A 21469-nucleotide genomic window follows, 5' to 3' on the forward strand; every position below is an offset into this window, starting at 1 on the left:
TGGTTTGCGGGCGCGGCAAGCGCTCTGACCGAGGCGCGACAAACAAGGTGTCCGCGCCATCCGCGGTTTTGAAAGCACCGCGAATCGTTGTATCTGAACCGAACGGTTTATACGCTTGCCCCACGCAACATCTCAGGAGACGACATGACCCAAACCGCCACCATCCTGCGCACTGGCCGGAAATTCGATCAGGTCTTGCGCGGAGCCCGAGAGGTTTTCATGGCGGATGGGTTCGAAGGCGCAAGTGTGGACGATATCGCCCGCGCTGCCGGTGTCTCGAAGGCCACGCTCTACAGCTACTTTCCCGACAAGCGCCTGTTGTTTGTCGAGGTCGCACAGACCGAATGCAACCGCATGGCGGATCAGGTCATCTCGATGGTGGATGAGACCAAACCTGTGCGTGAGGTCCTGATGATCACAGCGCAGCAGCTTACGGGTTTTTTGATCTCGGATTTTGCGCAGCAGGTTTTCCGGGTTTGCGTGGCCGAGCGGGATCGCTTTCCCGAGCTAGGGCGCGCGTTCTATGAGGCGGGCCCACGAAACGGCCAGTGTCACATGGCCAGCTATCTGGAGAAAGCGGTGGCCAAGGGCGAGTTGAGGATCGACGACATCCAGTTCGCCGCCGAACAGTTTTCGGAACTGTGCAAGGTGCGGGTCTGGACCCGGGCCGCGTTTGGCATTCAAAGCGAGTTCAGTCAGGCCGAGATAGATCAGGTCGCGCAGCATGCGGTGGATATGTTCATGGCGCGCTACGGGGTTTGAAATTCTCAGTACGTGGTGCGCATCTGATAGCCCTGATGAAATGTCATTCTGACGAAGGTGACCGGGCTTTCCCGAAACCATGTGGTGCGTTCCATCTGGAACAACGGGGTTCCCGGCGGGACTGACAGAAACTCTTGCAACTGGCCTGCCGCTGGCACGGCTGAAAACGCGATTTCGGCGTTTGAGAACGGGACTTCCGCCAGCAGCCATTCGTTTGGACCAACGGCCAGAAAATCCTCATCTACCACATGCGGAACCGCGGGTACGTTGATCCAGCGTTCCTCATACTGGAACGGGCGGTTGTCGGCGTGGTGCATGCACTGCAGATGCAGGATTTTCGTGCCCTCCTGAATGCCCAGCTTGGCCTGCAGCCAGGCGGGACAATCGATCAGGGTGCGCGTGACCAGGGCGTAGCGGTATTGCGCATTCATATCCTCGATGGTCTGGCGGACGACCGCAATCGGCAGCTTGGCCTGTTTGACAGGAGTGGTGACAACGCGCGTGCCGCCCTTGCGCTTGCGGGTCACGATGCCCTGTTCGGCCAGCTCGCGCAGCGCCCGGTTCACCGTCGCACGGGCGCAGCCGAATTCGGCGGCAAGCTCCAGTTCGGTCGGCAGCAAGCTGCCCTGCGGCCAAATCCGGGTCTGGATGCGGTTCAGCACCTCGTCCCTTATGTCCTGAAAACCGATGGGTTTTTGATCGTTCACGGGGCGCTCATATTTGTTTCGGTCATATTTGTATTATGTCTGTGTTTATTTGGATTGCAAAGATGCCTTGGGGTCAAAGATTTGGGACAAGGTCTGCCATCGCCTGACGGTAGTTGGCGATAATCCGGTCCCGTGCCACGTGGCGCCCGTTTTGCACCTGATGCCGACCGGCCGACCAGACATCCGTTACCACGCTGTCTTTGGCGGCAAAGACCAGACCGTCAAGCAGTTGTTGCGCGTTGAGCCCGCACAAAGCCGGGGTCTGGCTGTCGACGGCTACTAAATCGGCCAGCATGCCTTCGGCGATCATTCCGGCCTGGCGGCCCAAGGCCTGCGCGCTGCCTTCAGCCGCGCCGCAATACAGCGTCTGGCCCACCGAACCTTCGCCGACCACCAGCACATTTCGGGACAGGTCGCGCAGGCGTTGGGAATATTCCAGCGTGCGCAACTCCTCGGTCAATGAGATCAGGACGTTAGAGTCGGAGCCGACGCCAAAGGCACCTTTCGCCTCCAGATAGGCCGCGCCATTGAAGGGGCCATCGCCCAGATTGGCCTCGGTAATCGGGCAGAGCCCGGCGACGGCACCGCTGGCAGCCATTGCGCGGGTTTCGGCGTCGGTCATGTGGGTCGCGTGGATCAGGCACCAATTGCCGTCGACCGACGCATTGTCCAAAAGCCATTCGACCGGGCGCGCGCCTAGCCCGGCTTGAACCTCGGCCACTTCCTTGGGTTGTTCGGCGATGTGGATGTGGATTGGGCCGGCAACTTGCGCTGCCACGACCTGTGCCAGATCACGCAGGCAGGTGGCCCGCAGGGAATGGGGCGCAATGCCGACACGGTAATCGTCCGGCAATGCATTCAGCGCACCCCGCGCCTGATCCACCAGGGCGCAAAACCGATCCACGTCGTTGCCAAAGCGCCGCTGACCCGCCTCTAACGGGTGCTCGCCGACACCCGCGTAGGAGTAGAGCACCGGCAGGAGGGTCAGGCCGATCCCGGTCTCTGCCGCAGCGGCCATGATCCGGTCGGACATCTCAGACAGGCGGTGATAGGGCTTCCCGTCCGGTTGATGGTGCAGATAGTGAAACTCTCCGACCGAGGCATACCCGGCCTCCTGCATCTCAAGATAGACCAGCGCGGCGATGGCCTGAACATGCTCGGGTGTCAGGTGGGCGGTGAAGCGGTACATCAGGTCGCGCCATGTCCAGAAACTGTCGCGCCCGGCCAGACGGTATTCGGTCATCCCCGCCATCGCGCGCTGAAAGGCATGGCTGTGCAGGTTCGCGAGCGCCGGCAGCAGGGTATCCACCCGAACATCGCCTGGCTGCGGTGATGCGTTTGGCAAAAGGCTGGCAATCCGGCCATCCCTGACCTCAAGCCGCAGGTTTTCTGCCCATCCGGTCTCAAGAAGGGCGCGCTGTGCGAATAGGGCGGTCATGCGGGGCTCCACAAATAATGCATAGACATAATACAGATTGAACTGTACTAGAAAAGAGCGAAATGCGAGGGAGATGGAATCGAATGCAGGCCCGCGATCAGGTGCTACTCAATCTGCAAGCTGCCACGATGGCAGAAGGGCCTGAGAAATACGGGCTGATCGAAGATGCGGCGGTTGTGATCGCGGATGGGCGTATTGCATGGGTCGGGAAACGGGCCGACCTGCCTGCGGATCATGCGTCGCTGCCCGGCACCGATCTGGATGGCCGTCTGGTCACGCCCGCGCTGATCGATTGCCACACCCATGTGGTGCATGGCGGCCACCGTGCCGTCGAGTTTGAGATGCGCCTGAACGGTGCGACCTACGAAGAAGTTGCGCGCGCCGGGGGTGGCATCATCTCGACCGTGAAAGCCACGCGCGAGGCCGGTGTTGCAGACCTGATCGTACAGGCGCTGCCGCGTGTGGATGCGATGCTGGCCGAGGGTGTCTCGGTGATCGAGGTCAAATCCGGCTACGGTCTCGATCGCGAGACCGAGTTGAACATGCTGCGTGCCGCGCGGGCGTTGCCGGACCATCGCCCCGTTCGGGTGGTGGCAAGCTTTCTGGGCGCGCATGCTATTCCCGACACCTACAAAGACCGCGCCGACGCCTATATTGCCGAGGTTTGCATCCCGACCCTGCGCGAGGCGCATGAACTGGGACTGGTGGATGCAGTGGATGCATTCAGCGAGGGGATCGCCTTTCTGCCGGATCAACTGGTGCCCTTATTCGATGTAGCGCAAGAGCTTGGCGTACCGGTCAAACTGCATGCCGAGCAGCTCTCGAATCTTGGCGGTGCAAAAATGGCCGCCGGGTATGGCGCACTGTCGGCGGATCACATCGAATATCTGGATGAAGAGGGCGTGCAGGCCATGGCTGCCGCAGGAAGTGTCGGCGTCATCCTGCCCGGCGCGTTCTATACCCTGCGCGAAACCCAATCCCCGCCGATTGACCTGTTGCGCAAGCACGGCGTGCCGATGGCGCTGGCGACGGATTGCAATCCGGGCTCTGCGCCTATGACCTCGTTGCTTTTGGCGATGAATATGGGCTGCACCCTGTTCCGCATGACGCCCGAAGAGGCGTTGCAGGGCGTCACCACCCACGCGGCCCGCGCGCTTGGTCTGACCGATTGCGGCCGGATCGCCGCCGGTCTGCGCGCCGATCTGGCGGTCTGGGATGTGCAGCACCCGGCCGAGCTTGCCTATCGCGTCGGCTTCAACCCGCTTCACACTCGCTTTTTCGGAGGTGCGATTTGACGACCCTGACCCTCGCACCCGGTGCGGTGTCTTTGAAGCAACTGGAACAGGTCTTTCGGGAAGAGCGCGCGGTACGTCTGGACCGGGCGTGCCGCCCCGCTATAGAAGCGGCCCATGCGCGGATCGCTGATGCAGCCGCGGGGGATCTGGCTGTGTATGGCGTCAACACCGGTTTCGGCAAGCTGGCAAATGTCAAGATCGCCGCCGAGGATACCGCAACCCTGCAGCGCAATCTGATCCTCAGTCATTGCTGCGGTGTCGGGCCAGCAATCCCGCGCGCGCATGCCCGGCTGATGATGGCGCTGAAACTGCTGAGCCTCGGCCGCGGCGCCTCTGGTGTCCGGTTGGAACTGATCGACTTGCTGGAAGCTATGCTGGCCAAGGGCGTGACCCCGGTGATCCCGGCGCAGGGTTCGGTCGGGGCCTCGGGTGATCTGGCACCGCTGTCGCATATGGCCGCTGTCATGATGGGTGAGGGCGAGGTAGAATTTGGCGGCGAAATCATGCCAGGTGGCAGGGCGCTGGAGGCGGCGGGGCTGCAACCGGTTGAACTTGGCCCGAAAGAGGGGTTGGCGCTGATCAACGGCACCCAGTTTTCCACCGCCTTCGCACTGGCAGGCCTGTTTGGTGCGTGGCAGGCGGCGCAATGCGCGCTGGTGACCTCGGCGCTGACAACGGACGCCATCATGGGCTCGACCGCGCCTTTGCAGCCAGAAATTCACACTCTGCGCGGTCATCGCGGGCAGATCGAAGCCGGGGTTGCCATGCGCGCTTTGCTGGCGGGTTCGGTCATCCGCGAAAGCCATCGCGACGGTGATACGCGCGTGCAGGATCCGTATTGCATCCGCTGCCAGCCACAAGTCGTTGGGGCCGCGATGGATGTGCTGCGTCAGGCGGCAACAACGCTTGAGATCGAGGCGAACGCGGCGACGGATAATCCTCTGGTTCTGGCCGAGACCGGTCTGATCGTTTCGGGCGGCAACTTCCACGCCGAACCGGTGGGGTTTGCCGCCGACATGATCGCGCTGGCGGTGGCCGAGATCGGCGCAATCGCGCAGCGCCGCATCGCGCTGATCGTCGACCCGGTGCTCAGCTTCGATCTGCCGCCGTTTCTGACCCCCAATCCGGGGCTGAACTCGGGCCTGATGATCGCCGAAGTCACCACGGCGGCCCTGATGAGCGAGAACAAGCATCTGGCCAATCCCTGCGTGACCGACAGCACGCCGACCTCGGCCAATCAGGAGGATCACGTGTCGATGGCCGCCCATGGCGCACGCCGTCTGGGGCAGATGGTGACCAATCTGGAGCGTATTCTGGGGGTAGAACTGCTCTGCGCCACCCAAGGCGTCGAGTTCCGCGCGCCATTACCGACCAGCGAAGCCCTTCAAGGCGTGATGGCCAGGCTGCGCGCAATCGTGCCACCGCTGGGCGACGACCGTTACACCGCGCCGGATATCGAGGCCGCCTCGACCCTGATCGCCAGTGGTGAGATCGCCCATCGCACAGGCATCACCATGCCGGAGCTGGGCGCGTGATAGCCCGGGTGGAAGTCACACGGGGTGATGGCCCTGTCGTGCTGGGCTTGCCCCATACCGGGACCCATGTGCCGCCGGATATCGAGGCTGCCTTGAATCCAATCGGCAAGGGGCTGAGCGATACCGACTGGCACATTCACGACCTTTACAGCGGCTTGCTGCCCGGCGCGACAACGGTGCGGGCGACCTTCCACCGTTACGTGATCGACGCCAACCGGGACCCGTCCGGTGTGACGCTCTATCCCGGTCAGAACACCACGACTCTGGTGCCGATGACGGATTTTGACGGTCAGGACATCTGGACCTCAGCACCCTCGGAACAGGAAATCACGCACCGTCTGGCGCAGTTTCATGCGCCCTATCATGCCGCGCTGACCGCCGAGTTGGAACGCGTGAAAGCCACCCACGGCATCGCTGTCCTCTACGATTGCCACTCGATCCGCAGCCAAATTCCGTTTCTGTTCGACGGCACGCTGCCTGACATGAATATCGGCACCGATGGCGGCACCACCTGCGCGCCCGAGATCGAGGCTATCACCCATGAATTTGCGGCCACTTCCCCCTATCGAACCGTTTTGAACGGGCGGTTTCGCGGTGGTTGGTCCACGCGGCACTATGGACGCCCGAGCGAAGGCATGCACGCGATCCAGATGGAACTAGCCCAATCCGCCTATCTGACCGCCGAAGCCGCGCCGTGGGCGTATGACCTGGAAAAAGCCACCCGCCTGCGCCGCTGGCTGCGCGATATTCTGGATGCCATCCAAGACACAGCACTGGAGCTTGCCCCATGACCGACCCCCGCAAGAACACCCGCGACGTGTTTCCGCCCACCGGCCCCGAGTTGAACACCAAAAGCTGGATGACCGAAGCGCCGATGCGGATGCTGATGAACAACCTGCACCCGGATGTGGCCGAAAACCCGCATGAGCTGGTGGTCTATGGCGGTATCGGACGCGCGGCGCGGACGTGGAATGATTTTGACACCATCGTCGCCAGCCTCAAGGATCTGGAAGAGGATGAAACGCTTGTGGTGCAATCCGGCAAGCCGGTCGCCATCGTGCGGACGCATGCGGATGCGCCCCGGGTGCTGATCGCCAACTCGAACCTTGTGCCGCATTGGGCCAACTGGGACCATTTCAACGAGCTCGATAAGAAGGGTCTGATGATGTACGGCCAGATGACCGCCGGGTCGTGGATTTACATCGGCACGCAGGGCATCGTTCAGGGCACCTATGAGACCTTTGCCGAGGCCGGGCGCCAGCATTATGGCGGCGATCTGACCGGCAAGTGGATCCTGACCGGAGGTCTGGGCGGTATGGGTGGTGCGCAGCCTCTGGCCGCCGTCTTTGCCGGGGCCTGCTGTCTGGCGGTCGAATGCAACCCGGACAGCATCGATTTCCGCCTGCGGACCAAATATCTGGATGAAAAGGCCGAGACGCTGGATGAAGCGCTTGAGATGATCGACCGCTGGACCAAGGCGGGCGAGGCGAAGTCGGTCGGCCTGCTGGGCAATGCCGCCGAGGTTTTCCCCGAGATTTACCGCCGCATGCAAGCGGGCGGGATGCGCCCCGATATCGTCACCGACCAGACCAGCGCCCATGACCCGGTGAACGGCTATCTGCCGCTGGGCTGGACCATGGCGCAGTGGAAGGACAAGCGCGAAAGCGACCCGAAAGCGGTGGAAAAAGCGGCGCGCGCTTCGATGAAGCAGCATGTGGCCGCGATGGTCGATTTCTGGAACGCGGGTGTGCCGACGTTGGACTACGGCAACAACATCCGGCAGGTGGCGCAGGATGAAGGGCTGGAAAACGCCTTTGCCTTCCCCGGCTTCGTACCTGCCTATATCCGCCCACTGTTCTGCCGTGGCATCGGCCCGTTCCGCTGGTGCGCCCTGTCGGGCGACCCCGAGGATATCTACAAAACCGACGCCAAGATGAAGGAACTGTTCCCCGAGAACACCCATCTGCACAACTGGCTCGACATGGCGCAGGAACGTATCGCCTTTCAGGGCCTGCCCGCGCGCATCTGCTGGATCGGGCTGGGGGATCGCCACCGCGCGGGTCTGGCCTTCAACGAAATGGTTCGCACGGGCGAGTTGAAAGCCCCGGTGGTGATCGGGCGCGACCATCTGGACAGCGGCTCGGTCGCCTCACCCAACCGCGAGACCGAGGCGATGATGGACGGTTCGGATGCGGTCAGCGACTGGCCGCTGCTGAACGCGCTGGTCAATACCGCGTCGGGCGCGACATGGGTGTCGCTGCATCATGGCGGCGGTGTCGGGATGGGGTTCAGCCAGCACGCGGGCGTGGTGATTTGCGCCGACGGGACCGATGCGGCGGCCAAACGGCTCGAGCGGGTTTTGTGGAACGATCCTGCCTCGGGCGTGTGGCGGCATGCCGATGCGGGCTATGACATCGCCAAGGACTGCGCGCGCGAACACGGGCTGCGGCTGCCGGGTATCCTGGGGTAATCCGGTGCGTCCTTTTCCGGTTTTCGGCGGATTTACCTGCATTTCTTAGCGCTAACGCCAAACTTTCCGGTTTTATTACGGAAATGCATCGGCTAGGCCTACGGCCTCAAGCAGCCCGCCAGATAAACGACAGCTGAAAAGGTAGCTCGCCCGTTGCTCGATCTTACTAACGTTCGTTCCGTACTTGCGGATCAGTACGACCTTGCGCCCTCGGCCACGCTGGCCAACGAGATGCAGGATGTTTACGCCCGGATGGACCGCGTGGTCAGCCCGCCGGACTGGGCGATCTATGCGCCTTATGTGCGGGCAATCAATGCGCTCAAAAAACAGCGTAACGCCGTGATCCTTGGGCATAATTACATGACGCCCGAGATTTTCCACGGCGTTTCCGACTTTGTCGGCGACAGCCTGCAGCTGGCGATGAAGGCCAGCGAGGTTGAAGAGGATGTGATCGTGCAGGCCGGTGTGCATTTCATGGCTGAGACGTCGAAAATCCTGAGCCCGCAAAAGACCGTGCTGATGCCGGATATGGCCGCAGGATGCTCACTGGCAGAATCGATCACGGCTGAGGGAATCGACGAAATGCGCGCCAAATACCCCGGCGCGCCGGTTGTGTCCTATGTGAACACCACGGCCGAGGTCAAAGCGGCCTCGGATATCTGCTGCACCTCGTCCAACGCGGTACAGATCGTGGATGCGATGGACAGCGACACGGTCATCATGACGCCCGACCAGTATCTGGCGCAGAACGTGGCAACTAAAAGCGACAAGACCGTGGTCTACTGGCCCGGTTCCTGCATCGTGCACGAACAATACACCGCGCAGGACCTGCGCGATTTCCGCGAATGGAACCCGGGCACGCGGCTGATCGCGCATCCGGAATGCCCGCCCGATGTGGTGGCCGAGGCTGATTATTCCGGCTCGACCAGCGGCATCATCAAATACGTGTATGACGAAAAGCCTGAAAAGGCGATGCTGATCACCGAATGCTCGATGGCGTCGAACATTGCCGACGAGCTTCCCGAGGTCGATTTCGTCGGACCCTGCAACATGTGCCCGTACATGAAGAAGATCACGCTGGAAAAGATCCTCTATGCCCTGCACACGATGGAGGGTCAGGTCCAGGTCGCCGGGGACGTTGCCGCAAAGGCGCGCAAATCGGTGCAGGCGATGATCGATCTGTCGCGCAAGCTGGGTCTCTGATCCCGTATGAAAGACCTCACCACGGATCGTGTTGTTATCGTGGGGGCTGGTATTGGTGCGCTTTATGCCGCGCTGAAACTGGCACCGCGGCCAGTGGTGATGATCTCGCCCGACCCGTTGGGGCAGGGGGCCAGTTCCGCCTGGGCGCAGGGTGGCGTGGCGGCGGCGATGGACGGTGCAGACAGCCCGGAAAGCCATGCGGCGGATACTGTGAACGCGGGGGCGGGGACAGTGTCACCCGAGGTTGCCGACCTCGTGACGCGTGAAGCGCGCGACTACATCCTTGACCTGACCACGCTGGGAACGCCGTTCGACCGCACTAAGGACGGCGGCTATGTTCTGTCCCGTGAAGCAGCGCACAGTTTTGCGCGGGTGGTGCGGGTGAAAGGCGATCAGGCGGGCAGCCAGATCATGGCCGCGCTGATTGAACAGGTTCGCGAAACACCTTCCATTCAGGTCTTGGAGGGCGTGCTTGCCGTCGGGCTGGATGTGAAGGACGGGCAGGTGGCCGGCGTCGCGGTACAGGATGCCGAAGGTGGCCCCGACACCGTAATGCTGCGCGGGCCTGCCGTGCTGCTGGCAGGGGGTGGGTCTGGCGGGCTTTTTGCGCTGACCACCAATCCTCCCCGTATCCGGGGGCAGGTCATCGGCATGGCGGCACGGGCCGGGGCGCAGATTGCCGATGCCGAATTCGTCCAGTTTCACCCCACCGCGATGGATGTGGGCGAAGACCCCGCGCCGCTGGCGACCGAGGCGCTGCGCGGCGAAGGGGCCATTTTGATCAACAAGCAGGGCGAGCGGTTCATGCAGGCCATCCACAAGGATGCCGAGCTTGCCCCCCGCGACGTGGTGGCGCGTGCGATCTTCGATCAGGTGCAGGCGGGCAGTCAGCCCGCGCTGGACACCCGCGCGGCGTTGGGCGCCCGCATAACCCAGGAGTTTCCGGCGGTTGCCGAATATTGCGCCCGAAACGGCATCGATCCGGTGACGCAGCCGATCCCGGTTGCCCCCGCCGCGCATTATCACATGGGCGGGATCGCAACCGACACAAAGGGCCGCGCGACACTGGGCGGGCTTTGGGTTTGTGGCGAGGCATCCTCGACCGGGTTGCACGGGGCCAATCGGCTGGCCTCGAACGGTCTGCTGGAAGCGCTGGTGTTTGCCCGCATCTGCGCCGAAGACATCGCAGACAGTGTTCCCGTGATGCCGGAGGCTGACTTTCTGGACATCCAATTTGCCAAGGGCGATGCGCCGGATACGGCAAAGGCAGTATTGGACTTGCGCCAGATCATGACCCGCCATGTCGGCGTGGTGCGGGACTGCGCCGGGTTGACCCAAGCGCTGCAGAAGATCGCGGCGCTGGAAGCGGCGAACGACGTTTACCCATCGTTCATGAACATGTGCGCGACGGCCACCCTGATCGCCGCCAGCGCATTGTTGCGCGATGAAAGCCGTGGCGCGCACGCCCGATCCGATTTCCCCGATACCGCCCAAGGCCCCGGTGAACGCTCGCGGATGTACCTGTCCGAAGCGCTCGCCATCCGGGCGCAAGCCTGCAAGGAACTGACATGAGTTTTGCCACCCTGCCTGATCTGGTCCTGGAACCGATGATCCGCGCCGCCCTGATGGAAGACCTTGGCAGTTATGGCGACGTGACCACCCGCGCCGTGATCCCCGAGGGCACCACCTATGAGGCCCGCCTGAACGCGCGCGAGGATGCGGTTGTTTCGGGCATGCAGGTGGCGGCCATTGCCTTTCGTTTGGTCGACCCCAAGCTTGAGGTCGAAGCGTGTGTCGGTGACGGCACCGCATGCAAGCGGGGTGATACGCTGATGACCATCCGGGGCTCAGCCGCCTCGATCCTGTCCGGCGAACGGGTGGCGCTGAACTTTGCCGGGCGGCTGACCGGCATTGCGACCCAGACAGCGGCGTTTGTGGCACAGACCAAGAGCACTACGGCGCGCATCACCTGCACCCGCAAGACCACGCCCGGTCTCAGGATCGTCGAGAAACTGGCGGTTCTGCATGGCGGCGGCTTCAACCATCGTTATTCGCTGTCCGACGCGATCCTGATCAAGGACAACCACATCGCCGCCGCGGGTGGGGTTCGTCAGGTACTGGGGGCGGCAAAAGCCCATGCCAGCCACATGATGGCGGTTGAAATTGAAGTGGACCGGCTGGACCAACTCTCCGAAGTGCTTGAGGTCGGCGGCGCTTCGGTCGTGTTGCTGGACAATATGGACAACGACACGCTGCGCGAAGCGGTTACCATGGTCGACGGACGTATCAAGACCGAGGCCAGCGGCAATGTCACGCTTGACCGGGTGGCCTCGATTGCGGCGACAGGGGTGGACTATATCTCGTCCGGGGCGCTGACACATTCGGTGCGCACGGCGGACCTCGGGTTGGACTTCTAAAAGCGGATTCATGCGTCAAATTGTGGCGCGCCAGCATGATGTGTTGCGCGATTCAATTTTATCGATAATAAATCCCGGCTAACGCAGGCTGCAGAAAGTTTTATAGATAAAATGATCATCCCCCATTCCGGCTGGACCCGAAAATCTGCGCAAGCTGTTCATGACCTTCCGCTGATGGATTTGCTGTTCCGAGCCCAGACCGTGCATCGTGAGCATTTCGATCCGAACCGGATTCAAACCTCCAAACTGCTGTCGATCAAGACAGGCGGCTGCGCGGAAGATTGCGCCTATTGCTCGCAATCGGCCCGGAACGGTTCGACACTGCCGGCCTCGAAACTGATCGAGGTCCAGCGAGTTCTGGCCGAGGCCAAGAAGGCCAAGGATGGCGGCGCAACCCGGTTCTGCATGGGCGCTGCGTGGCGCGAACCCAAAGCCCGCGACATGCCCGCGCTGGTGGCGATGGTCGAGGGCGTCAAGGCGATGGGGATGGAAACCTGCATGACGCTGGGCATGCTGGATGACACGCAGGTCGTGCAACTGCGCGACGCCGGGCTGGATTACTACAACCACAACATCGACACGTCCGAACGCTATTACTCTGAGGTGATCACCACCCGCACCTTTGCCGACCGGATCGACACGATGAACCGGGTGCAGGATGCGGGGATCAAGGTCTGCTCGGGCGGGATTCTGGGGATGGGCGAACATACCGGCGACCGCATCGACATGCTTCTGAAGTTGGCCAACATGACCCCGCCGCCGGATTCGGTTCCGATCAACATGCTGATGCCGCAGGCCGACACGCCGCTGGCCGATGCCGAACCCATCGACCCGATCGACTTTGTGCGCATCATCGCCACCGCGCGCATCCTTATGCCGACCTCTTACGTCCGCCTGTCCGCCGGGCGCAGCGAGATGAGCGACGAGATGCAGGCCATGTGCTTCTTTGCCGGGGCCAACTCGATCTTCGTCGGCGACACTTTGCTAACCGCAGAAAACCCCGAGGAAGACATGGACTCGATCCTGTTTGCCAAGCTGGGTCTGCAGGCGGAACAGGCAGAGGGCAGGGCTTGCACGGAAGCTGCCGAATGAAAGCTGTCGACCGGCTGAATTCCATGCTCGATACGCTGGAATCCCGGCATCGTCGCCGGGTGCTTTCACCTGTGCGCGGGCTGGATTTTGCCTCGAACGACTATTTGGGGCTGGCGGGTTCGCAGGTTTTGCAGCAGGCCGCTCAGCAGGCAATCGCGCGGGGCGTTCCCGTGGGATCGGGCGGGTCGCGTCTGCTGCGGGGCAATCATCCTGAACATGAAGCCCTGGAACAACAGGCCGCCGCGTTTTTCGGGGCCGAGGCTGCCTTGTTCATGGGCGGCGGGTTTCAGGCCAATCAGGCGATCTTTTCCACTCTGCCAGCCGCTGGCGATCTGGTTCTGTACGATGCGCTTGTCCACGCCAGCGCCCACGAAGGCATGCGCGCCAGCCGGACTGACCTGCGCGCCTTCAGGCACAATGATGTCGGCGATGCCCGGCAGGTGGTGACCAACTGGCGCGCTGCCGGCGGCGCAGGGCAAATCTGGATCGCGGTGGAAAGCGTCTACTCGATGGAAGGCGATCTAGCACCTCTGAAAGACCTCGCAGCGCTGGCGCAGGAGTGTGATGCCGTTCTGATCGTGGACGAGGCTCATGCGACCGGCGTTTTCGGGAGGCAGGGCAAAGGGTTGGCCCACGATCTTGATGCAGACCTGCTGACGCTTCACACCTGCGGTAAGGGGCTGGGTGTTGCTGGAGGGCTGATCTGCGGGCCGAAAGCCATGATTGATGCGCTGATCAACCGGGCGCGTCCTTTCATCTTTGCCACTGCGCCGTCGCCGCTGAACGCAGCGCTCGTTCGCGGCGGCCTAACAGCGCTGGCTACAACCGATGGGCTTGTGATGGCGGCGCAGCAGCGCGTTCGGCACGCGCATGAAACGGCGCGGCAATTCGGTGTTTCGGGGGTCGCTCTTCACAGCCAGATTATCCCGGTGGTTTTGGGGGATGAAGCCAGAACAATGGCGATGGCGGCGTCTCTGCAGGATCAGGGGTTCGATGTGCGCGGCATTCGGCCTCCGACAGTGCCGCGTGGGGCCTCGCGTCTGCGGGTCTCCATCACCGGGAATGTCGGGCACGAGGACATCACCGCCCTGTTCCGCGCCCTCGCCACGCAGCAAAAGGAGGCCGCATGAGCGCGCTGATCATCACCGGAACCGATACCGGCGTCGGTAAAACTGTTTTCGCGGCGGGCCTGACGGCGGCGCTGGGGGCCAAATACTGGAAGCCCGTGCAATCGGGGCTGGAAGATGCAACCGACACCGAAATTGTGCGCACCCTGTCGGGGGCCGAGGTGCTGCCCGAAACCTATCGCCTGAACCTGCCCGCATCCCCGCACCTGTCAGCCGAGGATATGGGCGTTGAGATCGACCTGTCGCGTCTGATCCTGCCGCAGGTCGACGGGCCTCTGGTCATCGAAGGGGCGGGGGGTGTGATGGTGCCACTGAACCGGGAGGTGTTTTATCTGGACCTCTTCGCCAAGTGGCAGGCCCCGGTCATTCTGGTGGCCCGCACGGCGCTTGGGACGATCAACCACACCTCTCTGTCCCTGATGGCCCTGCGCAGGGCCGGGTGTCAGGTTGCCGGCGTGGCCTTTGTCGGCGACGCCGCGCCTGACGTGGAAGACACCATCGTGCAGATGTGCGATGTCCGGCATCTTGGCCGTCTGCCATACCTGAATAATCTGACATCCCAAAACCTTGCGGAGGCTTTTTCATCCATCAATGTCGATACGATCCGGAGGTTCCTGTGACCCCGCTCGAATTCGACGCCCGCCACCTGTGGCATCCTTATACGCATGTGCTGGACCCCGGCCCGATGCATCTGATCACCGGGGCCGAAGGCGTGTGGCTGACCCGCGATGACGGGGTCCGGATGATCGACGCGATGTCGTCCTGGTGGTGCACCGTACATGGGCACCGCCATCCGGCCATCATCGATGCGATGCAGAAACAGTTGGGACAGTTGCCGCATGTGATGTTTGGCGGCCTGACTCATGAACCAGCCGTCGAACTGGGCCGCAGGCTGATCGGCCTGTTGCCCGACGGTTTGGACCGGATTTTCTACAGCGACAGCGGCTCGGTCGCGATTGAGGTCGCGCTGAAAATGGCGGTACAGTACCAGATCGCCAAAGGCCGCCGCGAACGGACCGAATTTGCCACCATCCGCGGCGGCTATCACGGCGACACGTGGAAAGCGATGAGCGTCTGCGATCCGGTCAACGGCATGCATGGGTTGTTTCGCGGCGCGCTGTCGATCCAGCATTTTCTGCCGCGCCCGCCCATCCGCTACGATCAGGACTGGTCGGATGACCCCGCTGAAAACGGGCTGGGCGCGCTGGAGCAGTTGTTGGCAGAGAAGGGCGACCGGATCGCCGCGCTGATCCTCGAACCGGTCGTGCAGGGGGCCGGGGGGATGTATTTCTATCACCCGGCATGGCTGCGCGGTGCACGCGAACTGTGCGATGCGCATGACACCCTGCTGATTTTCGATGAAATCGCCACTGGCTTCGGACGCAGCGGCGAGATGTTCGCGATGGATCACGCAGGGGTGGTTCCCGACATTCTGTGTCTGGGCAAGGCGCTGACCGGCGGGCACATCACGCTTGCCGCGACCGTCGCCACTGAAGCCGTGGCCCAGGGGATCGGCGACAGCGAGGCCGGGGTTCTGATGCACGGCCCGACCTATATGGCCAACCCGCTGGCCTGCGCTGCCGGTGTCGCCAGTCTGGATCAGCTGGGACAACGCGACTGGCGGCAGGAGGTCGGTGACATCGCCACGCAGCTAGAGGCGGAACTCGCGCCTGCCCGGGCCTTGCCGGGCGTGGCGGATGTGCGGGTTCTGGGGGCCATTGGCGTGATCGAGATGCAGGAGCCGGTGGATGCCTCAATCGCGCATCGGCTGGCGCCGGAAACCGGCGTCTGGCTGCGCCCGTTTGCCCGCAATATCTATTGCATGCCGCCCTACATCATCTCGCCGGACGAGTTGAGCCGGGTCACAGCCGCCATGGTCTCTCTGGCCGGAGGTGCGCGGTGAGGCATCAATGGCTGGCGCAATCGGATCGCTCGGACCTGATGCTGGTCTTCGCAGGCTGGGCTCTTGGCGCGGCCCCGTTCAGCGGGTTGACCGGGGCCGGGAACGTTCTGTTGGTCGAAGATTACACCAGCCTGGAGGACCCGTTGCCGGATTTGAGCCGGTTCGGCCGGGTGGACCTGCTGGCGTTCTCCTTCGGCGTGGCCTCGGCAGCGCACTGGCTGAGCGTATCCGGGTTTCGGCCTGACCGGCTGGTGGCCGTCAGCGGTACGCTGCATCCGGCCAGCGCAGAGTATGGGATCGCACCGGACCTGATCCGCGCGACGGCGGATCAGCTTTCGCCGACCGGTTTCGCAAAATTCTGCCGCCGCGCCGGGTTGGACAGCGAACCGCCTGCGCTGAACATTGAGGCCGCCCGGTCCGAGCTTCATGCCGTCACCCAACGCGGACCCGCCCCGGACCCGGGCTTTGACCGGATCTGGATTCCGGACCGCGACCGTATCATTTCAACCGCCGCGCAGGAGGCGGCGTGGGCGTCTCAACCGGAAAAGGTAAAACGCATTTCCGCGCCGCACGTTCCCTTTCAACCGGGACAAAACTGGGCAGGGTGGCTGGTATGACCGTTCAGTTTACCGACCGGGTCCAGCGCAGCTTTAGCCGAAGCTTCGACACTTATCACGACACCGCCAGCCAGCAGGCCTGGATCGCCAATCGGTTGGTCTCAGAGCTGCGCCAGCACGGCGCGCCGGACCATTTCGGCCATGCGTTCGAGCTGGGATGCGGCACCGGCCATCTGACCCGCCATCTGTGCGAGAGCTTCGGGTTCGGCGCGTTGACCCTGAATGACCTTGCCCCGCAGGCCCGCGCGACGGCTGACGCAATGGGGGCAGGGTTTGTTGCCGGAGACGCCCGGGAGATTGCTTGGCCGGAGCACATCGACCTTTTGGCCTCGGCCTCGATGATCCAGTGGATGGAGGACCCGGCCAGATTGCTGACCAAGGCGGCAAACGCGCTGGCACCAGGCGGATGGCTCGCGATTTCCGGTTTCGGACCCGAACAATACCGCGAGTTGACCCGGATCGGTACGGCGGCCCGCGCGCCGGGGCTGTGTCGACCTGATGAGCTGACGGCGGCATTGAGCGACCGGATGGACATTCTCAGCGCTGGTGATTGTGTACGACAGTCGTGTTTTGCCACGCCCCGTCAGGTTCTGGAGCATCTGCGCAATACCGGCGTGAATGGCCGGGCGCGGACGACGTGGACCAAATCGACCCTCGCCCGGTTTACGGCTGACTATAGGCGCCTTTTCGAAACCCCTCGGGGCGTTTCGCTGACCTATCATCCTGTCTGGGTCATTGCCCGCAAGCGGTAGCGGATGGCCGATACAGCCCCGTCCTGTCGTCTTTCAACGCGCCGAACTTCGCGGCACCCTATTGCGCTCGGGCCAACAGGTCGCCACGGTGGCGGATAGGATTCTGGTAGCGCATCGGCGCACCGCGGGGGACATCAAGGAGACAGCAACGTGACGGCAAAACTGACTTTCGAACACCTGAAAACCCTGGTCTCTGCGGGTGAGGTGGACACGGTTCTGGTCTGCATCGTCGATATGCAGGGACGGCTGATGGGGAAACGGTTTCATGCCGCTCATTTCGTTGCCAGCGCCTGGGAAGAGACACATTGCTGCAACTATCTGCTGGCCACCGACCTCGAGATGGGAACGCCCGGTGGCTATGCCTCGACCAGTTGGGAACGGGGGTATGGCGATTATGTGATGAAACCCGATCTGGACTCGCTGCGCCCGGTGCCGTGGCTGGAGGGCACGGTGATGGTGATGTGCGATGTTCTGGATCATCACACCCACAAAGAGGTGCCGCACGCCCCCCGATCGATTCTGAAGAAACAGGTCAACCGCCTGCAGGCCATGGGCTATGAGGCGATGACCGCCACGGAACTGGAGTTTTTCCTGTTCGAGAAAAGCTTCGATCAGATCCGCAAGGAAGGGTTCCGGGAACTCGAGCCGATCTCGGGCTATAACGAGGATTATCACATCCTTCAAACCACCAAGGAAGAACATGTGATGCGCCCGATCCGCAACCATCTGTGGGAGGCGGGGATACCGGTCGAGAACTCCAAGGGTGAAGCCGAGACCGGGCAGGAAGAACTGAACATCAAATATGCCCCTGCGATGGACACGGCCGAATATCACACCATCGCCAAGAATGCGGTGAAAGAGATTGCGTGGCAACACGGGCATGCGGCGACGTTCCTGCCCAAGTGGCATCATGAGAAGGTGGGCAGTTCATCCCATGTGCATCAGTCACTTTGGGCCGACGGGGTGCCGATCTTTTTCGACGAAAAAGATCCGCTCGGCATGTCGGCGCTGATGAAAAGCTATATGGCCGGGCTGCTGAAATACGCAGCCGACTATACCTATTTCATGGCGCCCTATATCAACAGCTACAAGCGGTTCATGAAGGGCACCTTTGCGCCAACGCGGATCATCTGGTCGGTCGACAACCGGACCGCCGGTTTCCGCCTGTGCGGTGACGGGACAAAGGCGGTGCGGGTGGAATGCCGCATTCCGGGCTCGGACATGAACCCATATCTGACCCTTGCAGGGATGCTGGCCGCCGGGATCGCCGGAATTGAAGAAGGGCTGGACCTGCAGCCTGCGGCGACCGGTGACGTCTATCAGGGCGACACCGGCATGATCCCCGGCAACCTGCGCGCGGCGCGCGATGCGCTGCACAGATCAGCCATGCTGCGCGCGGCGATGGGGAATGATGTGGTCGATCACTACACCCGCGCCGCTGAGGTGGAGATTGAGGAATTTGAGCGCGTGGTGACGGATTGGGAAATTGCCCGGGGGTTTGAGCGGGCTTGATGGTTTGGGAGCGAGGGGCCAGCCCCTCGCGCTCCCCGGGATATTTGTGGCCAGATGAAGCAGGGATCCTGTTTCTTTCGGGAATGGAGAGAAGATGGGGCAGATGTTGCAATGTGTCTCGCCGATTGATGGTTCGGTATATGCAGAGCGGGAGGTTCTAACGCGCGAAGCGGCGTTTGAGGTTGCCGCACAGGCGAGGGCGGCGCAGGTGGACTGGGCCGCGCGGCCTTTGCAGCAGCGGATTGATCTGGTGATGGCAGGCGTGACTGCCATTGGTGCGATGAATGATGAGATCGTGCCGGAACTGGCGCATATGATGGGCCGCCCGGTGCGTTACGGCGGTGAGTTCGGCGGGTTCAGTGAACGCGCCAGCTACATGGCTGAGATTGCTGAGGCGTCTTTGGCCGATATCGCCGTGGGCGAGGACGAGACGTTCCGGCGATACATCAAGCGCCTTCCGCATGGGGTGGTGTTTGTGGTGGCACCCTGGAACTATCCATACATGACGGCGATCAACACCGTTGCTCCGGCGCTGATTGCGGGCAATGCGGTGGTGCTAAAACACGCGACGCAGACGCTGCTGGTGGGTGAGCGGATGGCGCGCGCCTTTCATGCGGCGGGTGTGCCCATGGACGTGTTTCAGAACGTGTTCCTGAGCCATGATGTGGCCAATGATCTGATTGCAGGGAAGGCATTTGACTTTGTGAACTTCACCGGCTCGGTTGGCGGCGGGCAGGCGATGGAACGCGCGGCGGCGGGGACCTTTACCGGGGTCGGCACGGAACTGGGCGGCAAGGATCCGGGTTATGTCATGGACGATGCCGATCTGGATGCGGCCGTCGACACGCTGATCGACGGGGCGATGTTCAACTCGGGCCAGTGCTGCTGCGGGATCGAACGGATTTATGTGCATGAGAGCCTTTATGATGACTTTGTCGCCAAAGCGGTGAAGATCGTGAAGGGCTATAAGCTGGGCAATCCGCTGGACGCTGAAACGACGATCGGGCCGATGGCAAATGTGCGGTTCGCCGATGAGGTACGCGCGCAGATTGCCGAGGCTGTCGCCGCGGGTGCCGTGACCCATATCGACACCTTCCCCGAGGATGATGGCGGTGCCTATCTTACCCCGCAAATCCTGACCAATGTCAGCCATGACATGCGGGTGATGCGGGATGAGAGTTTTGGGCCTGTGGTGGGCATCATGAAAGTGTCCTCGGACGAGGAAGCCATCGCGCTGATGAATGACAGTGAGTTCGGCCTGACTGCCAGCCTCTGGACCCGCGATGTGGACCGCGCCGCGCGGGTGGGCGACCAGATCGAAACCGGTACCGTCTTCATGAACCGGGCCGACTATCTGGACCCCGGTCTTTGCTGGACCGGTTGCAAAAACACCGGGCGTGGGGGTGGGTTGTCGGTGATCGGCTATCACAACCTGACGCGCCCAAAATCCTACCATCTGAAAAAGGTGACATCATGAGCCTTGTTGGAAACTGGTCTTACCCGACCGCGATCAAGTTCGGCGCTGGCCGGATCAGGGAACTGCCCGAGGCCTGCGCAGCAGCGGGGATGAAGCGTCCTTTGCTGGTGACGGACAAGGGGCTGGCCGATCTGCCGATCACCAGCGCCACGTTGGACATTATGGAGGCCGCCGGGCTGGGGCGGGGCCTGTTTGCGGATGTGGACCCGAACCCGAATGAAAAGAACCTCGACGCCGGGGTCGCGGCGTATAACGCGGGTGGCCATGATGGCGTGATTGCCTTTGGCGGCGGCTCGGGGCTGGATCTGGGCAAGATGGTCGCCTTTATGGCGGGTCAGACGCGCCCGGTCTGGGATTTCGAGGATATCGGCGATTGGTGGACGCGCGCGGATGCGGATGCGATTGCGCCAATAATCGCGGTGCCGACCACCGCCGGGACTGGGTCTGAGGTGGGGCGCGCCAGTGTGATCACGAATTCCGAAACCCACGCCAAGAAGATCATCTTCCACCCCAAGGTGCTGCCGACCGTGGTGATCTGTGATCCGGAATTGACGGTGGGCATGCCGAAATTCATCACTGCGGGCACCGGGCTGGATGCCTTTGCCCATTGTGTCGAGGCGTTCAGCAGCCCGCATTACCACCCGATGAGCCACGGCATCGCGCTGGAGGGCATGCGGCTGGTGAAAGAATACCTGCCCCGCGCCTATGCCGATGGCAGCGATATTGAGGCTCGCGCCCAGATGATGAGCGCGGCGGCGATGGGGGCAACCGCGTTCCAAAAGGGCCTCGGGGCGATTCACGCGATGAGCCATCCCGTCGGCGCGGTGTTCAATACCCATCACGGCACGACGAATGCGGTCTGCATGCCCGCCGTCTTGGATTTTAACGCCCCCGAAATTGCCGATCGCTTCCAGTCAGCGGCGGCCTTTCTGGGCATTGATGGCGGCTTTGACGGGTTCTGTACCTTTGTGCAGACGTTCAACGACAGCCTCGGCATTCCGCGCAACCTGTCTGATCTGGGCGTGACAGAGGCCTCGATTCCCGAATTGGTTCAGGGGGCCATTATTGATCCATCCTGCGGTGGCAACCCGGTTGAGTTGACCGAGGATAACCTGACGCAACTGTTCGAAACCGCGCTGTAAGACCAACGGGTCCGGCGAGT

At 62.4% G+C, this 21469-nt stretch carries 19 protein-coding genes; 17 read left to right on the forward strand and 2 right to left on the reverse strand.

Going from position 1 to position 21469, the window contains the following annotated elements; all coding sequences use genetic code 11:
* Positions 1-144 precede the first annotated feature (144 nt).
* Complete coding sequence (locus tag ACR0K1_RS00870; protein WP_480848177.1) at positions 145-762, forward strand: TetR/AcrR family transcriptional regulator; 618 nt, start codon at positions 145-147, stop codon at positions 760-762.
* 5 nt (positions 763-767) lie between these two features.
* On the opposite strand, the gene ACR0K1_RS00875 is transcribed toward ACR0K1_RS00870, so the two are convergent.
* A complete protein-coding gene (locus ACR0K1_RS00875) occupies positions 768-1469 on the reverse strand; it encodes a GntR family transcriptional regulator (protein WP_480848180.1) in 702 nt (233 codons plus the stop codon).
* Between the two features lie 73 nt (positions 1470-1542).
* Entirely contained in the window at positions 1543-2907 is a 1365-nt protein-coding gene (locus tag ACR0K1_RS00880) for a formimidoylglutamate deiminase (RefSeq protein ID WP_480848182.1), read from the reverse strand.
* Positions 2908-2990: 83 nt separating this feature from the next.
* Here ACR0K1_RS00880 and hutI point away from each other — a divergent pair, with 83 nt between their 5' ends.
* The 16 genes from hutI to ACR0K1_RS00960 all read left to right on the forward strand — a co-directional run bounded on the left by hutI (position 2991) and on the right by ACR0K1_RS00960 (position 21449).
* Positions 2991-4202 carry an imidazolonepropionase gene (hutI, locus tag ACR0K1_RS00885; RefSeq protein WP_480848184.1) on the forward strand — a complete coding sequence of 404 codons (1212 nt, stop codon included), beginning with the start codon at positions 2991-2993 and terminating at the stop codon, positions 4200-4202.
* Positions 4199-5737: a histidine ammonia-lyase gene (gene hutH, locus ACR0K1_RS00890; RefSeq protein ID WP_480848186.1), complete on the forward strand. Its 1539-nt coding sequence runs from the start codon at positions 4199-4201 to the stop codon at positions 5735-5737. Before hutI ends, hutH begins: the two co-directional genes overlap by 4 nt.
* Positions 5737-6528 (forward strand): N-formylglutamate deformylase, encoded by a 792-nt coding sequence (gene hutG, locus ACR0K1_RS00895; RefSeq protein WP_480848576.1) that lies wholly within the window; start codon positions 5737-5739, stop codon positions 6526-6528. Before hutH ends, hutG begins: the two co-directional genes overlap by 1 nt.
* Complete coding sequence (hutU, locus tag ACR0K1_RS00900) at positions 6525-8207, forward strand: urocanate hydratase (RefSeq protein WP_480848188.1); 1683 nt, start codon at positions 6525-6527, stop codon at positions 8205-8207. Before hutG ends, hutU begins: the two co-directional genes overlap by 4 nt.
* A 153-nt stretch (positions 8208-8360) precedes the next feature.
* Positions 8361-9410 carry a quinolinate synthase NadA gene (gene nadA, locus ACR0K1_RS00905; RefSeq protein ID WP_480848190.1) on the forward strand — a complete coding sequence of 350 codons (1050 nt, stop codon included), beginning with the start codon at positions 8361-8363 and terminating at the stop codon, positions 9408-9410.
* A 6-nt stretch (positions 9411-9416) separates the two neighbouring features.
* Positions 9417-10982, forward strand: a complete 1566-nt coding sequence (locus tag ACR0K1_RS00910; protein WP_480848193.1) for an L-aspartate oxidase — start codon at positions 9417-9419, stop codon at positions 10980-10982.
* Positions 10979-11827, forward strand: a complete 849-nt coding sequence (nadC, locus tag ACR0K1_RS00915) for a carboxylating nicotinate-nucleotide diphosphorylase (RefSeq protein ID WP_480848195.1) — start codon at positions 10979-10981, stop codon at positions 11825-11827. The genes ACR0K1_RS00910 and nadC overlap by 4 nt, the downstream gene beginning before the upstream one ends.
* A 111-nt stretch (positions 11828-11938) precedes the next feature.
* Positions 11939-12919, forward strand: a complete 981-nt coding sequence (gene bioB / locus ACR0K1_RS00920; RefSeq protein WP_480848197.1) for a biotin synthase BioB — start codon at positions 11939-11941, stop codon at positions 12917-12919.
* Positions 12916-14049 (forward strand): 8-amino-7-oxononanoate synthase, encoded by a 1134-nt coding sequence (locus tag ACR0K1_RS00925; protein WP_480848200.1) that lies wholly within the window; start codon positions 12916-12918, stop codon positions 14047-14049. The genes bioB and ACR0K1_RS00925 overlap by 4 nt, the downstream gene beginning before the upstream one ends.
* Positions 14046-14666, forward strand: a complete 621-nt coding sequence (bioD, locus tag ACR0K1_RS00930) for a dethiobiotin synthase (protein ID WP_480848202.1) — start codon at positions 14046-14048, stop codon at positions 14664-14666. Before ACR0K1_RS00925 ends, bioD begins: the two co-directional genes overlap by 4 nt.
* Positions 14663-15949, forward strand: coding sequence for an adenosylmethionine--8-amino-7-oxononanoate transaminase (gene bioA / locus ACR0K1_RS00935; protein WP_480848204.1), 1287 nt, complete (start codon positions 14663-14665; stop codon positions 15947-15949). Before bioD ends, bioA begins: the two co-directional genes overlap by 4 nt.
* Positions 15946-16566 (forward strand): pimeloyl-ACP methyl esterase BioG family protein, encoded by a 621-nt coding sequence (locus tag ACR0K1_RS00940; protein WP_480848206.1) that lies wholly within the window; start codon positions 15946-15948, stop codon positions 16564-16566. The genes bioA and ACR0K1_RS00940 overlap by 4 nt, the downstream gene beginning before the upstream one ends.
* Entirely contained in the window at positions 16563-17318 is a 756-nt protein-coding gene (locus ACR0K1_RS00945; RefSeq protein WP_480848208.1) for a methyltransferase domain-containing protein, read from the forward strand. Before ACR0K1_RS00940 ends, ACR0K1_RS00945 begins: the two co-directional genes overlap by 4 nt.
* Positions 17319-17552: 234 nt before the next feature.
* Positions 17553-18830 carry a glutamine synthetase family protein gene (locus ACR0K1_RS00950; protein WP_480848578.1) on the forward strand — a complete coding sequence of 426 codons (1278 nt, stop codon included), beginning with the start codon at positions 17553-17555 and terminating at the stop codon, positions 18828-18830.
* 94 nt (positions 18831-18924) lie between these two features.
* Positions 18925-20307, forward strand: a complete 1383-nt coding sequence (locus tag ACR0K1_RS00955; protein ID WP_480848210.1) for an aldehyde dehydrogenase family protein — start codon at positions 18925-18927, stop codon at positions 20305-20307.
* Positions 20304-21449 carry an iron-containing alcohol dehydrogenase gene (locus ACR0K1_RS00960; RefSeq protein WP_480848212.1) on the forward strand — a complete coding sequence of 382 codons (1146 nt, stop codon included), beginning with the start codon at positions 20304-20306 and terminating at the stop codon, positions 21447-21449. The genes ACR0K1_RS00955 and ACR0K1_RS00960 overlap by 4 nt, the downstream gene beginning before the upstream one ends.
* Positions 21450-21469 lie beyond the last annotated feature (20 nt).

The organism is Ruegeria sp. F5, from assembly GCF_056533845.1.

Bases quoted from the DNA above. Each gene is read 5' to 3' on its own strand.
- ACR0K1_RS00870 (WP_480848177.1), top strand. From the start codon at position 145: ATGACCCAAACCGCCACCATCCTGCGCACTGGCCGGAAATTCGATCAG.
- ACR0K1_RS00880 (WP_480848182.1), bottom strand. From the start codon at position 2,907: ATGACCGCCCTATTCGCACAGCGCGCCCTTCTTGAGACCGGATGGGCA.
- hutI (WP_480848184.1), top strand. From the start codon at position 2,991: ATGCAGGCCCGCGATCAGGTGCTACTCAATCTGCAAGCTGCCACGATG.
- hutU (WP_480848188.1), top strand. From the start codon at position 6,525: ATGACCGACCCCCGCAAGAACACCCGCGACGTGTTTCCGCCCACCGGC.
- ACR0K1_RS00910 (WP_480848193.1), top strand. From the start codon at position 9,417: ATGAAAGACCTCACCACGGATCGTGTTGTTATCGTGGGGGCTGGTATT.
- nadC (WP_480848195.1), top strand. From the start codon at position 10,979: ATGAGTTTTGCCACCCTGCCTGATCTGGTCCTGGAACCGATGATCCGC.
- bioB (WP_480848197.1), top strand. From the start codon at position 11,939: ATGATCATCCCCCATTCCGGCTGGACCCGAAAATCTGCGCAAGCTGTT.
- ACR0K1_RS00925 (WP_480848200.1), top strand. From the start codon at position 12,916: ATGAAAGCTGTCGACCGGCTGAATTCCATGCTCGATACGCTGGAATCC.
- bioD (WP_480848202.1), top strand. From the start codon at position 14,046: ATGAGCGCGCTGATCATCACCGGAACCGATACCGGCGTCGGTAAAACT.
- ACR0K1_RS00945 (WP_480848208.1), top strand. From the start codon at position 16,563: ATGACCGTTCAGTTTACCGACCGGGTCCAGCGCAGCTTTAGCCGAAGC.
- ACR0K1_RS00950 (WP_480848578.1), top strand. From the start codon at position 17,553: ATGCAGGGACGGCTGATGGGGAAACGGTTTCATGCCGCTCATTTCGTT.
- ACR0K1_RS00955 (WP_480848210.1), top strand. From the start codon at position 18,925: ATGGGGCAGATGTTGCAATGTGTCTCGCCGATTGATGGTTCGGTATAT.
- ACR0K1_RS00960 (WP_480848212.1), top strand. From the start codon at position 20,304: ATGAGCCTTGTTGGAAACTGGTCTTACCCGACCGCGATCAAGTTCGGC.